Here is a 13977-nt window from a genome sequence, read left to right on the forward strand (position 1 = left end):
TCAGCAAAAAGCACCTGGATAACTATCTCCCACAGGCAACGGACTCCAAACCAAAACAACAACGAGCCGCCAACATGAATCTTGCAGTGCACACCTCTGAAAGACCTTCGACACCCGGCCAAAGAATGCCGGGGCGACTGGCTTTGATACACGCGTCTTCCGTTACTCATCCCCTGCCCAAACTTCGATAACTGCTCACGCGACGCCTCGCGCAGTCGTTTTGTGTTGCCTGGAACCTGGCACACGGAGCTGCGCCCGGGCGGTTGCTGGCGTGCTGTTTCTTTCCATCAGCCGGATTAGTGATATGTGGATTACACAAGAGAAACTTCCACTGGGCGAATACATCGCCCGGTATGTCGAATGGTTGACTCAACATGGCGCAGGTATTTTCGACGCCATATCGTTGTCCTTGTCTGGCGTCATTACCGCATTGACCAGCGCGCTCCTTTGGTTCAACCCCTTGGTGTTGATCGCTGTATTTGTCCTGCTTGCCTATTACATCCAACGCAAGGTGAGCCTCACCCTCTTCGTGGCCCTCTCGTTCCTGCTGATATTCAATCTCGGCTACTGGCAGGAGACCATGGAGACCCTCGCCCAAGTGACCTTCGCCACGCTCGTCTGCGTGGTCATCGGCGTACCGCTGGGCATCGTCGCGGCACATCGCCCCTGGTTCTATGCGGTCTTGCGACCAGTCCTCGACCTGATGCAGACCGTGCCCACCTTCGTCTATCTGATTCCTACCCTGACGCTCTTCGGCCTGGGTGTGGTCCCAGGCCTGATATCCACCGTGGTATTCGCCATCGCCGCCCCTATTCGCCTGACCTACCTGGGCATCTGTGACGTGCCCGAAGAGTTGATGGATGCCGGCAAGGCCTTTGGCTGTTCGCGCCGCCAGTTGTTGGCGCGCATCGAATTGCCCCACGCCATGCCCAGCATCGCCGCCGGCATCACCCAGTGCATCATGCTGTCGCTTTCCATGGTGGTGATCGCCGCCCTCGTCGGTGCCGACGGGCTTGGCAAGCCGGTGGTCAATGCGCTGAACACCGCCGATATCTCGATGGGTTTTGAAGCGGGCCTGGCGATCGTGCTGCTGGCGATCACGCTCGACCGCATCTGCAAGCAACGTGAAACCCTGAAAAGAGGTGACGCATGAGCATCATCCGTTTTGAAGACGTTGACGTCATCTTCTCTACCCGTCCGAAACCCGCCCTGGATCTACTCGACCAAGGCTTTTCCCGTCCGGAGATTCTTCAGAAAACCGGTTTGATCGTCGGCGTGGAAAAAGCCAACCTGGAGATCAACAAAGGCGAGATCTGCGTACTGATGGGCCTGTCCGGCTCCGGTAAATCCAGCCTGCTGCGCTGCATCAACGGCTTGAACACCGTCAGCCGCGGCAAGCTGTTCGTCGAACACGAAGGCCGTCAGATCGACATCGCCTCCTGCACCCCCGCCGAACTGAAGATGATGCGCACCCAGCGCATCGCCATGGTGTTCCAGAAGTTCGCCCTGATGCCTTGGCTGACGGTGCGCGAGAACATCAGCTTCGGTCTGGAAATGCAGGGCCGTCCTGAGAAAGAACGGCGCAAGCTGGTGGATGAAAAACTCGAACTGGTGGGCCTGACTCAATGGCGTAACAAGAAGCCCGACGAGTTGTCCGGCGGCATGCAGCAACGGGTCGGCCTGGCCCGCGCCCTGGCGATGGACGCCGACATCCTGCTGATGGACGAACCCTTCTCCGCCCTCGACCCGCTGATCCGCCAGGGTCTGCAAGATGAGTTGCTCGATCTGCAGCGCAAATTGCACAAGACCATCGTCTTCGTCAGCCATGACCTGGACGAAGCCCTGAAGCTGGGCACGCGCATCGCCATCATGAAAGACGGCAAGATCATCCAGTACAGCAAGCCCGAAGAGATCGTGCTGAACCCGGCCGACGACTACGTGCGTAACTTCGTCGCCCACACCAACCCGTTGAATGTGCTGTGTGCGAAAAGCTTGATGACCCCGCTGGACCAGTGCGTTTTTGCCCGCGACGAATACTGCCTGGATACAGCTCAGAACCTGTGGATGGTGGTGAACCCGCAGCGTCATTTGGCCAGCGCTCGAAAAGGCGCCACAACCGCACATGTCCAATCATGGAATCCGATCGAGAAAATCGAGACCTTGGCTCGACAGCCCACTTGCGTGCCGTCGACGACCACCATGCGCGACGCCCTGCAGATTCGCTACGAAACGGGCCATCCACTGATCGTGCAGGACGAGGCCGGTACAGTCCTGGGCATATTGGGCGACGGTGAACTGTATCGGGCACTGCTGGGGCACAACCTGTCACAGCCCGCACCTTCTGAACCTGCAAGAGAATCTTCGGTGGCTTGATTCACCAGGCAACGACGTCGGAACACACCTATGCAACCCAGCGATATCGATAAAAAGGTCAAGGGCTATCGGCGGTTGATACCGTCGATGACGGCGTTGCTGGAATTCGAAGCCGTGGCGCGGCTGGCCAGTTTCACCCTGGCCGCCCAAGAACTGGGCGTGACCCAGGCGGCCGTCAGCAAGCAAATCCGGTTGTTGGAAGATACCCTGGGGACCAAGCTGTTCCATCGACTTCATCGGGCGATCAAGTTGACTCACGAAGGCTATGTCCTGCATCTGGTCGTCGCCGAGTCCATTCATCGCATGGCCAGTGTCTTCGACAAAATTGCCGAGGGCATTGGCGAACAGGAGATCACCATCGCCTGCACGGAGGCGTTTTCTCACTTGAGAATACTCCCCAGATTGATCGCTCTGCGCACCCTGCAACCGAAGTTGAAATTGCGCCTGATGACGCAGCAGGTCTCGCCAAGTTCTTATCGGGATGACGTCGACCTGGCCATCCGTTTCGGTAATGGAAAATGGGAGGATGGCAGTTCGGTTTTCCTGTTCGATGAAGAAGTGTTCCCCGTTTGCTCGCCGGCCTGGCTCGCCGCCAACCCGGCACCTTCATCCATTACCGATTTTCTGGACACGGCGCTGATTGACTCCGATTCCACCCTTGAAGGCTGGATGACCTGGAACCGTTGGTGCCGGGAACTGGGCGATATGCGCCCCAAGCTCAATTATTCATTTCGCTGCAGTTCCTACAACGATGCGATCCAGGCGGCCATTCAAGGCCACGGTATTGCACTGGGATGGAGTCGGCTGATCGCGCACCGCCTCAACAGTGGCGAACTGATCAGAATCACGCCCTACGTGGTCAAGCCAAAAGACGCTTATTACCTGGTAATTCCAAGCGGTCGAAAACTTGAGCCCATGACCCAGGCACTGGTCGATTGGCTACGCGACGACAGTTATCTAACTCACTGATAATCAACAAATTAAATTCAACTTTCACGCATAACGCAAAGTTATGCGAGCGTGAATATAAAGCGCGTTGACGGTCTTATTGCACCTTTCCAAACTGTACTTGCCGCCTGATCAACTTTGAGTTTGAGCGAGACCCATAATGACTATTAATGCCGTGAAGACCCATCGTGAACTCCTGGCCGACCGTACGCCCGGTCATGGCATGCCAGGCGGTTTGTTTGGTCGCCAGGATATTTTTGAAACCGACGTCGATGTCTTCTTCACCAAACATTGGATTCTGGTGGGTGTCACCAGCGACGTCCCCGAACCCGGCGATGTTTCCACCCTTGATATCGGCAAGTCATCCATCCTCCTGGTGCGCGACGATGACGAGCATGTGCAGGCGTTTCGCAATGTCTGCCGTCACCGCGGGGCTCGCTTGAAACAGGCCGGCAAGTCGACGGTGGGCATGCTGGTCTGCCCCTACCACCAGTGGAGCTACGACCTGGATGGCAGCCTGAAACATGCGGCACACATGGGCAAGGACTTCGACCCTAAATGCAAAAGCCTGATCCCTGTGCACACCCGGGTCATCGGCACCCATGTCTTCGTCTGCCTGGGCGACGAACCACCAGAAGACATCCTGTACCTTGACCAGGTCATGACGCCGCGTTTCGCCCAATACGATATTGCCCACTCAAAGATCGCCCACGAATCGGAAATCATCGAGAACGGCAATTGGAAACTGGTGATCGAGAATAACCGCGAGTGTTATCACTGCGCCGCCACCCACCCGGAATTGACCGCGTCTTTCCTGCCCGAAGATTTCGGTTTCTGCACCGATGGGCTGGGCGAGGATTCACTTCAGGCACTGGCCGAATATCACCGCCGCAATGCCGACACCAAGGCCAACTGGGAGCGCGAAGGCTATGTCTGCGATGCCGTCGAACACCTGGGTGAAGACGCCGTGACCCAATTCCGCTCGCAGCGACTGGCCATTGCCGGCAATGGGGAATCCCAGACCCTGGACACCCGCGTGGCGTGCACCCGGCTGTTTGGCGACCTCACCCGTCGCGACTTGGGCGACGTGCATCTTTGGACGCACAACTCCTGGACCCATGTCATGAGCGATCACGCCGTGGTCTCCTACATCATCCCGCTGGCACCCGATAAAACCCTCGTGCGCACCAAATGGCTGGTCCATGCCGATGCCGTCGAAGGCGTCGACTACCAGGTGGATAAGCTGACCGAAGTCTGGGCGGCGACCAACCTGCAGGACGCCAACCTCGTCGGCATCACCCACAGCGGCACTCAGGATCCCGCCTACACGCCCGGGCCGTTCTCGGCCTTTACCGAAACCTATGTCGACCAGTTCTCGCGCTGGTACGCGGCGCGTCTGACCGCCCATGGCGTGTGAGGAATGAACATGACGACTTACGAAAACCTGATGCGCCCTGCCAGCCCCCATGCAGTCCAACGGTTTACCGACCCGACAACCTGGAGCACGTTCGGCTCGCAGTGGCACAGCGGTGAACAAAAAAACCTGCAGTGCTGCGCTGTGCGCCAGGAAACACATGACGTAAAAACCTTCATTTTTCGCTGTGCGGACTTCAGCGCGCTGAGTTTCGAGCCCGGTCAATTCATCACGATCTCGCCGGTCATTGGCGGGCAGACCCTCTTTCGTTGCTACACCCTGTCGTCCTCCCCGACCCGGCCCTTTGCGTTTTCCATTACCGTCAAGCGCGTACCTGGGGGAGCGGTGTCGAACTGGCTGCATGACAACCTCAAGCCGGGAGGCAACCTCAAGGCTTCCGGCCCCGCGGGCAGCTTTACACCGGTCGGCCATCCTGCGACCAAGTTGTTGTACCTGTCGGCCGGCTCGGGTGTGACGCCCTTGATGTCGATGACCCGGGCCGCCTGCGACATGGCCGGCAATCTCGACATCGTTTTCGTGCACAGCGCGCGTACCCCCACAGATATCATCTTCCACGCAGAATTGACGCGCATGCAGGCCGCCATGCCGGGACTGCGGGTCATCAGTGTGTGCGAAGGACTTGGCGACACCGCTCAATGGCAGCAACCGATAGGCCGGCTCGATTTGCCGTTGCTGAGCCAGCAAGTGCCGGACTACAAGGAACGGGAAATCTTTACCTGCGGTCCCCAGGGCTACATGGAAGCGGTCAAGTCGCTGCTCAGGGAAGCGGCGTTCGATTTCGCCCACTATCATCAGGAAAGCTTCGACATCACCGCGCTGAACGAGGAACCGTTGCTCGAGCAAACCCCTTCCCTCGATCAGCAGGAGGTGTTCACGGTAACCTTGTCGCGCTCGGGGAAGACGTTCAGCATGCCGGGCAATCAGACCGTGCTGAGCGCCGCAAAAAAGGCCGGGGCAATCGTGCCCTCCTCCTGCAGCCAGGGCGTTTGCGGCACCTGCAAGACCGCCCTGCTACAGGGTACGGTCGAGATGAATCACAACGGCGGTATCCGGCAACGGGAAATCGACAAAGGCCTGCGTCTGCTGTGCTGCAGCAAGCCCACTTCTGACCTGGTCCTGGATCTTTAGCCTTGCATCGCGAATAAGGTAGTCACTGCACACTGGCTTCTGCACAATCTCCGTGCGCTTACCCTAATAAGACAGTGGCCCAGCCTGATGAAACTGCAACCCTTGCCGCCCCTCAACAGCCTGGTGGCATTCGAGGCCGCCGCCCGCCACTTGAGCTTCACCGTGGCGGCACGCGAACTGAACGTCACCCAAGGCGCCATCAGCCGCCAGATACGCTTGCTCGAAGATTATTTGGGCACGGCGCTGTTCACCCGCACGACGCGGGAAATCAACCTCACTGTCTCGGGTAGCCAGTATTACGAGAGCATCCGCGATACGTTGCAGCAAATCGCCCAGGCCACCGCGGGAATGCGCCATTGGCAAGGCGCGCAGCAGGTCACTGTCGTCACCAGTACGGCGATGGCCTCATTGTGGCTGCTGCCGCTTGTATCGGAGTTCCAGCGCCAGAATGAAGAGATTGATCTGCGCATTATCGCGACGGATCAAGTCAGCGACTTTTCCCGGCTGGACTGTGACCTGGCGCTGTATTACTGCAGCACGCCGCCAAAAAACATGAAAGTCACGCCGTTGTTCAACGAAGAGATTTTCCCGGTATGCAGCCCTGCCTATCTGACGCAGCATCCAGGGATCGAGACGCTGGAGCAGTTGGGTGGATGCACCTGGTTATGGCTTGAAGACCAGCACCGCGACTGGATTGGCTGGAAGGAATGGTTCCAACGCCTTGGCTACCAGGCGCCAGAACCTCGGCGGCGCATCAACATCAACAGCTACTCCATGTTGATCCAGTCGGCACTGGCAGGCCAGGGAATTGCCTTGGCCTGGTCGGGCCTGCTCAGCAATCACTTGCAAACCGGCAACCTGGTGCGGCCGACGCAAGCCATCCTGCGCACCGATGCGCAGTTCTGCCTGCTGGAACCCCAAGGCCGAGCGCCGAACAGACAAAGCGTCAACCGTTTCCGCCAGTGGCTGATGGCGCATCTGGCGGAGACGGACGACGTTTGATGGGCCTGGCGACCTAGCCGACTTTCACATTCATGGTGATGCGCGCCGTGAAGACCTTCACCCCAGCCTCGTCGAAGATCTCGACCGGGACAATCTTGTCGCCCGAAGTCTGCCAGTCGATGTCACTACCGTCGGCAATCGCATGGATGGAGGTCTTGGCCTTGGCCAAGTACTCGACGGTCATGCCTTTGGGAATCCAGCGCGCGCCGCTGGGGATGGACACCTCGGTCATCATGCCGCCCGCCAGTTCTGCCGCGTTGCACAACGCGATCGCGTGAACGGACGCCAGGTGATTGGTGATCTCCTTGCGAAACGGCACCTTCACTTCACCGCGACCGGGGGTCAACACAGAAATTTCCGGGGTGATGGTGCCGAAATACGGTGCCATCTGGCAGGCCATATTGCTGAAAGCGGACGGGCCAACGCTTTGGTACATGCTGAGAGTCTGGCTCATGGGGATCTCTGGTCAGGTGGATTGAAGTCACGGACAGAACACCACTCCATTACAGAATATTGCTCTGTTACAGAACAATATTCTGTAAATGTCCACCCTGTCAATCGCTCGTGCCTGGCCGTCGTTTCAATTACCATGGCCCCTTTTTGCCTGGGCCAAAAAATGGAACCTGTCGATCTCCTCGAGCGTTGCTACCCAGGGCGCCGTGCCGAGTCCAAGCGCCACATCCTGCGATGTGCCCTGGCGTTGTTTAACCAACAGGGCATAGAAGCGACCACCATCGACATCATCCGGGCGGAAAGCCAGATGAGCGTGGGAGCGATCTATCACCATTTCGATAACAAGGAAGGCTTGGTCGCGGCGTTGTACATGACCGCCCTGGATGACCAGGCACGGCTCAGGGACAGCTACCTCGGCGCTGTCACGTCAACCAGGGAATGGGTCCACGCCTTGGTGTTCAGCTACGTGGATTGGGTGGTCAGCCAACCCGATTGGGCGCGGTTCCAGTACCAGGCTCGCTTTGCGGTCGCACGCAGCAGCTTCAATGAGCGGCTCGCCGAGGCGAATTCCGCCAGGAACGCCGCGCTCAAGCAATGGTTCAGCGACCCTGCCCACCAGCAGGATTTGCAGGACCTGCCTTTTGAGCTGATCCCGTCACTGATCATCGGTTCGGCGGAGAGCTATTGCCGCGCCTGGCTCTCTGCCCGAGTCAAACGCAGCCCTGAACTCTACCGGCAGCAGCTGGCCGAGGCCGCCTGGCGCGCCGTTGGCGCTGGCGGCTGAGCAGTTCGCTCGCGTTTCTCCGGGTTCATGGCGCTCCCAGTCAACTCTGGCCGTTGCGCTCAAGCATCACCCACCACCGGGACTTAAAGTCGAAGTGCCAGGGGACATTCCCCCGCTCACAATTCCAAGAATAGAGCCACTTCAATGAGCCTGACCAAATCCCTGCCAGCGTGCCTGGCACTCAGCTTCGCGTCATTTGCCGCCCATGCAGCCGACGGCCCTCCTCCACCTTCCGTAAGCCAACCCAGCGGTATCAACCTGGGCGGCACCAGCTTTTACGACGGATTTGCGGGGCCGCCCGGGCTGACTCACCAGACTTACCTGAAGTTCAGCACCGCCAGCAGCATCAGGACCAACGGCGGCAAGAAAAACGGCGCCTTCGATGACCCGAAGATCAACGTCATCACGATGATCAATCAGCTGAGCTACTACTCCCCCGACACCTTCGCGGGAGGGGCACACCTGGGTTGGAGCCTGCTGGTCCCTGTCGTATCCCTGGACGGCGACTTCGGTGACAACGGTGCCAAGCTCAAGGACAACGCTACCGGCCTGGGCGATGTCACGGTCGGCCCCCAGATCCAGTTCGATCCGATCGTCGACGCCAGCGGTAGGCCGATCTTCGTGCAGCGCATGGCTTTCGACGCCATCCTGCCGACGGGCAAATACGATAAAGACAAAGACCTGAACCCAGGTTCCAACTACTTCTCCCTCAATCCCTACTGGGCAGCGACCTGGATGCCGGCACCCCGTTGGGAAGTGAGCTGGAGACTGAACTATCTATACAACTTCAAGAACGACGATCCGGCGAGCAGTTCGCAGCAGTTCTTTGAAGGGCAAGCGGTGCGCGACACCCAGTCAGGACAGTCGGCTTGGGCCAACTTCACCGCCTCGTACGAAGTGTTCCCGAAGGTCTCGGTGGGCATCAACGGCTACTACTTCCGGCAGATTTCAGATGACAAGGTCAACGGCAACACCCTGACCGACTCCCGGGAAAAGGTGCTGGGCTTTGGCCCGGGCCTGTTCTGGAAAATCACCGAAGACAAAGCCTTCTGGCTCAACACCTATAAAGAAACCGGCGTCGAGAATCGCTCCCGAGCGGATTACCAGGTGCAGGTTCGCTACGTTCACAAGTTCTGATTGACGTGCACGCCGGCTCACGCATGAGCGGGCTCTTTACCTGAGGTGATGCTTCATGAACGCACTCGACTCCATCGACAGCAAAAAATCACTGGGCGCCATCTGCCTGATGATGGTCATTTCCCTGGGGACGCTGCAGATCCAGCCGATCCTGGGCGGTGCCTTGATTGACCAACTCGGCCTGCCGCTCAATGCGATAGGCGCCATTTTCGCAGCCGAACTCATGGCGATGGCCATCGCCTGCGGCATTAGCGCCCTGTTCATGGCAAGCGTCGACCGCCGTCGCTTCGCCCTGGTGGCCTTGTTGATCCTGGCATTGGGTAACCTGGCCAGCACACAACTGCACAACCAGGCCGGACTGGTGATTTCCAGGATGATCTGCGGCGCCAGCGGCGGCGCGGTCATGGCGGTTGTCTATGCCACCGCAGCGCTGCGCACGTCCAAGGACGCGACCTTCGCCGTCATCAACATCGGCAACCTGCTGTGGGGAATGTTGCTGGTGACCTCCATGCCGCTGATCCTGAAATCATTCGGCGTGAACGGCGCTTTTTCCCTTTTGGCGATCACCAGTGTGCTCGCGGCGACGGGGTGCTGGAGGATACCCAAGCATTATCCGCAGGCACATCGTTTGGCCAACGTCTCGACACCGCCATTTGGTCTTACGTCCATCCTGTTGATCGTACTGTTTGCACTGCTGTTTTTCGGACACTCCGCCCTCTGGGTTTATCAGGAGCGCATCGGCAAAAGCATTGGCCTTGAACCGCAGCAGATTGGCGGCATTCTCGGCGGCAGCATCCTGGCCGGGGCGCTGGGGGCGGGTCTGGCGGGACTGATCGGACGGCGCCTGGGTTTGCTGCTTCCGCAACTACTGAGCTTCGGCACAGCATTGTTGGCGACCCTGATCATCGTCTACGGCGACAGTGCCGTGGCTTTTGCCACCACGGCCTGCCTGATTCATGTCGCATGGTTTTTCAGCCTGCCTTACCTGCTTTCCATGGCAGCCGAGCTGGACCCTTCCGGTCGGCTGGCAGGCTTGGGTAACGCCGCTATTTTCGTTGGCCAAGGCCTCGGACCGTTCGGTGCGGCACTGGTCGTCGGTGAGGGACACTTCCGGGCTGTCGGATGGTTGGCGGCCTCTGCCTATTTACTGGCACTGGTCATTTCCTGCCTGGTGGTTGCACGTTTTCGTCGAGACACCAAGCCCTCCGGGCCGGCAGTCCCCCCTGCAACCAGCCTGAAACCTCAACTTCAAAATCAACGAACAGCACATGAGTGAGATTGCCCCATGACTACTCCATTTCCTCAAACATCTGAATTTTCCGGCGCACTCTATACGCCCAGTCGCGTAGAAGCAGAACTGTTCGATCTCGAGGTTGAAGGCGCCCTTCCCGCTGATGTCCGAGGAGCCTTTTATCAAGTCGCACCAGACCCCCAGTACCCACCGATGCTGGGCACCGATATCTTTTTCAACGGTGACGGCATGGTCACTGGCTTCTACTTTGCCAATGGCAAGGTCTCGATGCGACGACGCTACGTGAAAACGGACCGTCTGCTGGCCCAGCGTCGTGAAGGTCGTTCGCTCAACGGCGTCTATCGAAACGTCTACACCAATGACCCCCTCGCGGCGAAAAACAACACCACCGCCAACACCACCGTTATCCCGCACAACGGCGTTCTGTTGGCGCTCAAGGAAGATGCCCTGCCTTGGGCGCTGGATCTTGAAACCCTGGAGACCCTCGGCGAATGGAGCTTTGATGGGCAGATCAAAGCCGCGACGTTCACCGCCCACCCCAAGCTCGATCCAGCGACAGGCAATCTCTTAGCCTTCAGCTATGAAGCCAAAGGCGACGGTACGCCCGACATTGCCTATTTCGAAATCTCGCCGGACGGAAAACTGCTACATGAGATCTGGTTCCAGGCGCCTTATGCGGCGATGGTGCACGATTTCGCGGTGACCGAACGCTACGTCGTGTTCCCGCTGATTCCATTGACGGTTGACGTCGAGCGCATGAAAAACGGCGGGCCGCATTTCCAGTGGCAACCCGACCTGCCCCAGCTGTTCGCCATCGTGCCGCGCAACGGGTGTGGGCAAGATGTGCGTTGGTTCAAGGGGCCCAAGGACGGTTTCCAGGGGCATACGCTCAATGCGTTCGATGAGGACGGCAAGGTGTATGTGGACATGCCGGTCACCGGCGGGAACATCTTCTACTTCTTCCCCCAGGCCGACGGCTACGTACCACCGCCTGAAACCCTGACCGCCAGCCTGATGCGCTGGACCTTCGACCTGAATGGCGCGCAGGAGGATGTTCAACCGCAGCCACTGACAGAATATCCCTGCGAGTTTCCACGGTGTGATGACCGCTACATCGGTCGAAAGTACCAGCATGGTTTCCTGCTCGCCTTCGATCCTGAGCGCCCCTACAACCCAGCGAATGGGCCAATACCCTTCCAATTCTTCAACCTGCTGGCGCACCTGGACCTGCAGACAGGCCGCACCGACGCCTGGTTTCCCGGCGACAGCGGCTGCTTCCAGGAGCCCATCTTCATACCGCGCTCTGCCGATGCCGAGGAAGCCGATGGCTACGTGGTTGCCCTGCTCAACCTCATTGCCGAAGGACGCAGCGAACTGGTCGTGCTGGACACCCGTGACATGGCCAGCGGGCCCATTGCCCGGATCAGGATTCCCTTCCGGATGCGCATGTCGCTGCATGGCTGCTGGGCACCGAGCGATTGATTGGCATCGGGCCCTGATGCCCGTCAATTAAGCACGATCCCTGTGGGAGCGAGCTTGCTCGCGATGGCGGCGGTTCAGTTACATGAGTATTGAACTGGCTGGCCTCATCGCGAGCAAGCACGCTCCCACAGGTTTACAGCCCTTTGCGCACCTCCCCTTGCTCCCCAGGTCCGCCAAAGGGACAGCCTCGGCAAAAAATACATAAATTCCATATTTTAGGATTTTTGCATAAATCCTACTTTACAGGATTTTATAGCAAGACTAGATTAACCCTCATTGCACCCTCCCTCTCTCCAGGAGCCTCCATGAAACTCGCAAGCTTTATCGTCCAAGGCCGTAGCAGCTACGGTGTGGTCGAAGGTGACCAAATCATCGACCTGGAATCGCTCAAGCCAACCCTTGGCAGCGATCTCAGACAGGCCATCGGCCACAACCGCCTGAACGAACTGAGCACCGCGCGCCTGGCAAGCCTGCCGCGTATCCCCTTGGCTGACGTGACGTTCCTGCCGGTGATCCCGAACCCGGGCAAAGTGCTGTGCATCGGCATCAACTACGCCACCCACGTGCGCGAAACCGGTCGGGAAATGCCGACCTATCCGATGATCTTCACCCGCTTCGCCGACAGCCAGACCGCCCACCTGCAACCCATCGTTCGCCCAACGGCGTCCCACAAGCTTGATTTCGAGGGCGAGCTGGCGGTGGTGATCGGTAAAGCGGCCCGTCACGTCAAACACGCCGACGCGCTGGACTACGTCGCCGGTTATGCCTGCTACAACGACGGCAGTGTCCGCGACTGGCAGAAGCACACCATTCAGTTCGTCCCCGGCAAGAACTTCCCGAACACCGGCGGTTTCGGCCCCTGGCTGGTGACCGGCGACGAGATCGGCGACCCGCAGGACCTGGAATTGACCACCCGCCTGAATGGCGAAGTGATGCAGCACACCCGCACCAGCGACATGATTTTCGATGTGCGCCAGCTGATCGAGTACTGCTCCACCTTCACCGAACTGGCCCCCGGTGACGTAATTGTCACCGGCACCACCGGCGGCGTCGGCGCGTTCCGCGAGCCACCGGTATGGATGAAGCCAGGCGATCAGGTGGAGGTCGAGATCGCTCGAATCGGCACCCTGCGCAACAGCATCGTGGACGAGCAATAAGCATGGAAAACCTACACACCCCTGACGCCCTGCCCGAGCAGGATGGCGACAGCAAAGGCTCAAGCCTGGAGCGCATGCTGCGGGTACTCGACCTGTTCACCGAACAGAGCCCGATCTGGGCGGTGGACGACATGGGCGGCGCCTTGGGTTTTACCCGTTCGACGGTCTACCGCTACGTGCGCGAATTGGCCGAGGCCAACCTGTTGTTCCAGGTCGAAGCCGGGCGTTATGCCCTGGGCGCGCGAATCATTACCTGGGACCGCCAGCTGCGCCTGAGCGACCCCCTCGTACGCGCCGCACAATCGCTTGAGCCCAGCTTCCCGCAGTGGAGCGAACATCAGGTGTGGCTGATCTGCCGGCTGTTCAAGGACCAGGTCGTGTGCATTCACCAGCACGGAGACCTGTTCAGTGAAGTCAGCTACTCCCGTGGCTCGCCCAGGCCTTTGTTCCTGGGGGCGACGTCCAAGGCGATCCTCGCCAATATGACCTCGCGCCAACACAGCCAACTGTTTCTCGACCACCCCGAAGAGGTGCGCGCCAGTCAACTTGGCCAGACCTGGGAGACGTTTCGTCGCTCGCTGCAGCAACTGCGTCGCCAAGGCTATGTGGCCAGTGCAGGTGAAGTCGACGCGGGCGTCTATGGCCTGGCCGCGCCGATCTTCGACGGCGATGGCAAGGTCGTCGGCAGCATCAGTTGCGTGCGCCCGGAGCGAGAACGCGACAGTGCCCAGGAAGAGACACAAGGGCAGCAGATCCTTGCCCTGGCGCAGGAACTGTCGCAACGCATGGCTGCGCTCGCCAACCGCGCCAAGCCACTGGGCTGAGC

The 13977-nt window shown here is 59.2% G+C and carries 13 protein-coding genes; 12 read left to right on the forward strand and 1 reads right to left on the reverse strand.

The features are described 5' to 3' along the window. Positions 1–304: 304 nt before the first annotated feature. From choW to ASC85_RS15010, 6 genes are all read left to right on the forward strand, one after another. Complete coding sequence (choW, locus tag ASC85_RS14985) at positions 305–1153, forward strand: choline ABC transporter permease subunit (RefSeq protein ID WP_057450063.1); 849 nt, start codon at positions 305–307, stop codon at positions 1151–1153. Continuing rightward, a complete protein-coding gene (choV, locus tag ASC85_RS14990; RefSeq protein WP_057450065.1) occupies positions 1150–2373 on the forward strand; it encodes a choline ABC transporter ATP-binding protein in 1224 nt (407 codons plus the stop codon). The genes choW and choV overlap by 4 nt, the downstream gene beginning before the upstream one ends. Positions 2374–2403: 30 nt before the next feature. Next, a complete protein-coding gene (locus ASC85_RS14995; protein ID WP_057450067.1) occupies positions 2404–3342 on the forward strand; it encodes a LysR substrate-binding domain-containing protein in 939 nt (312 codons plus the stop codon). 139 nt (positions 3343–3481) lie between these two features. Then, the gene (locus ASC85_RS15000) at positions 3482–4738 is read left to right on the forward strand and encodes an aromatic ring-hydroxylating oxygenase subunit alpha (RefSeq protein ID WP_057450069.1); all 1257 of its coding nucleotides are present in this window, start codon (positions 3482–3484) and stop codon (positions 4736–4738) included. A gap of 9 nt (positions 4739–4747) precedes the next feature. Then, a complete protein-coding gene (locus ASC85_RS15005) occupies positions 4748–5884 on the forward strand; it encodes a hybrid-cluster NAD(P)-dependent oxidoreductase (RefSeq protein WP_057450111.1) in 1137 nt (378 codons plus the stop codon). Between the two features lie 87 nt (positions 5885–5971). Beyond that, positions 5972–6886 carry a LysR substrate-binding domain-containing protein gene (locus tag ASC85_RS15010; RefSeq protein WP_057450071.1) on the forward strand — a complete coding sequence of 305 codons (915 nt, stop codon included), beginning with the start codon at positions 5972–5974 and terminating at the stop codon, positions 6884–6886. A 13-nt stretch (positions 6887–6899) separates the two neighbouring features. On the opposite strand, the gene ASC85_RS15015 is transcribed toward ASC85_RS15010, so the two are convergent. Then, complete coding sequence (locus ASC85_RS15015) at positions 6900–7340, reverse strand: hotdog fold domain-containing protein (protein ID WP_057450073.1); 441 nt, start codon at positions 7338–7340, stop codon at positions 6900–6902. A gap of 162 nt (positions 7341–7502) precedes the next feature. On the opposite strand from ASC85_RS15015, the gene ASC85_RS15020 reads away from it, so the two are divergent. From ASC85_RS15020 to ASC85_RS15045, 6 genes are all read left to right on the forward strand, one after another. Beyond that, positions 7503–8123 carry a TetR/AcrR family transcriptional regulator gene (locus ASC85_RS15020; RefSeq protein ID WP_057450113.1) on the forward strand — a complete coding sequence of 207 codons (621 nt, stop codon included), beginning with the start codon at positions 7503–7505 and terminating at the stop codon, positions 8121–8123. Between the two features lie 144 nt (positions 8124–8267). Then, entirely contained in the window at positions 8268–9260 is a 993-nt protein-coding gene (locus ASC85_RS15025; protein WP_057450075.1) for a SphA family protein, read from the forward strand. Positions 9261–9315: 55 nt separating this feature from the next. Next, positions 9316–10536 (forward strand): MFS transporter, encoded by a 1221-nt coding sequence (locus ASC85_RS15030; protein ID WP_057450078.1) that lies wholly within the window; start codon positions 9316–9318, stop codon positions 10534–10536. A gap of 9 nt (positions 10537–10545) precedes the next feature. After that, a complete protein-coding gene (locus ASC85_RS15035; protein WP_057450080.1) occupies positions 10546–11994 on the forward strand; it encodes a carotenoid oxygenase family protein in 1449 nt (482 codons plus the stop codon). A gap of 305 nt (positions 11995–12299) precedes the next feature. Further along, positions 12300–13151, forward strand: coding sequence for a fumarylacetoacetate hydrolase family protein (locus tag ASC85_RS15040; RefSeq protein WP_057450081.1), 852 nt, complete (start codon positions 12300–12302; stop codon positions 13149–13151). 2 nt (positions 13152–13153) lie between these two features. Next, positions 13154–13975, forward strand: coding sequence for an IclR family transcriptional regulator (locus tag ASC85_RS15045; protein ID WP_057450084.1), 822 nt, complete (start codon positions 13154–13156; stop codon positions 13973–13975). Positions 13976–13977 lie beyond the last annotated feature (2 nt).

It is taken from the genome of Pseudomonas sp. Root401 (genome assembly GCF_001425105.1).
In the GTDB taxonomy this organism is placed as follows: domain Bacteria; phylum Pseudomonadota; class Gammaproteobacteria; order Pseudomonadales; family Pseudomonadaceae; genus Aquipseudomonas; species Aquipseudomonas brassicacearum.

Bases quoted from the DNA above. Each gene is read 5' to 3' on its own strand.
- ASC85_RS15000 (WP_057450069.1), top strand. From the start codon at position 3,482: ATGACTATTAATGCCGTGAAGACCCATCGTGAACTCCTGGCCGACCGT.
- ASC85_RS15040 (WP_057450081.1), top strand. From the start codon at position 12,300: ATGAAACTCGCAAGCTTTATCGTCCAAGGCCGTAGCAGCTACGGTGTG.
- ASC85_RS15010 (WP_057450071.1), top strand. From the start codon at position 5,972: ATGAAACTGCAACCCTTGCCGCCCCTCAACAGCCTGGTGGCATTCGAG.
- ASC85_RS15015 (WP_057450073.1), bottom strand. From the start codon at position 7,340: ATGAGCCAGACTCTCAGCATGTACCAAAGCGTTGGCCCGTCCGCTTTC.
- ASC85_RS15030 (WP_057450078.1), top strand. From the start codon at position 9,316: ATGAACGCACTCGACTCCATCGACAGCAAAAAATCACTGGGCGCCATC.
- ASC85_RS15005 (WP_057450111.1), top strand. From the start codon at position 4,748: ATGACGACTTACGAAAACCTGATGCGCCCTGCCAGCCCCCATGCAGTC.
- choW (WP_057450063.1), top strand. From the start codon at position 305: ATGTGGATTACACAAGAGAAACTTCCACTGGGCGAATACATCGCCCGG.
- choV (WP_057450065.1), top strand. From the start codon at position 1,150: ATGAGCATCATCCGTTTTGAAGACGTTGACGTCATCTTCTCTACCCGT.
- ASC85_RS15025 (WP_057450075.1), top strand. From the start codon at position 8,268: ATGAGCCTGACCAAATCCCTGCCAGCGTGCCTGGCACTCAGCTTCGCG.
- ASC85_RS15035 (WP_057450080.1), top strand. From the start codon at position 10,546: ATGACTACTCCATTTCCTCAAACATCTGAATTTTCCGGCGCACTCTAT.
- ASC85_RS15020 (WP_057450113.1), top strand. From the start codon at position 7,503: ATGGAACCTGTCGATCTCCTCGAGCGTTGCTACCCAGGGCGCCGTGCC.
- ASC85_RS14995 (WP_057450067.1), top strand. From the start codon at position 2,404: ATGCAACCCAGCGATATCGATAAAAAGGTCAAGGGCTATCGGCGGTTG.
- ASC85_RS15045 (WP_057450084.1), top strand. From the start codon at position 13,154: ATGGAAAACCTACACACCCCTGACGCCCTGCCCGAGCAGGATGGCGAC.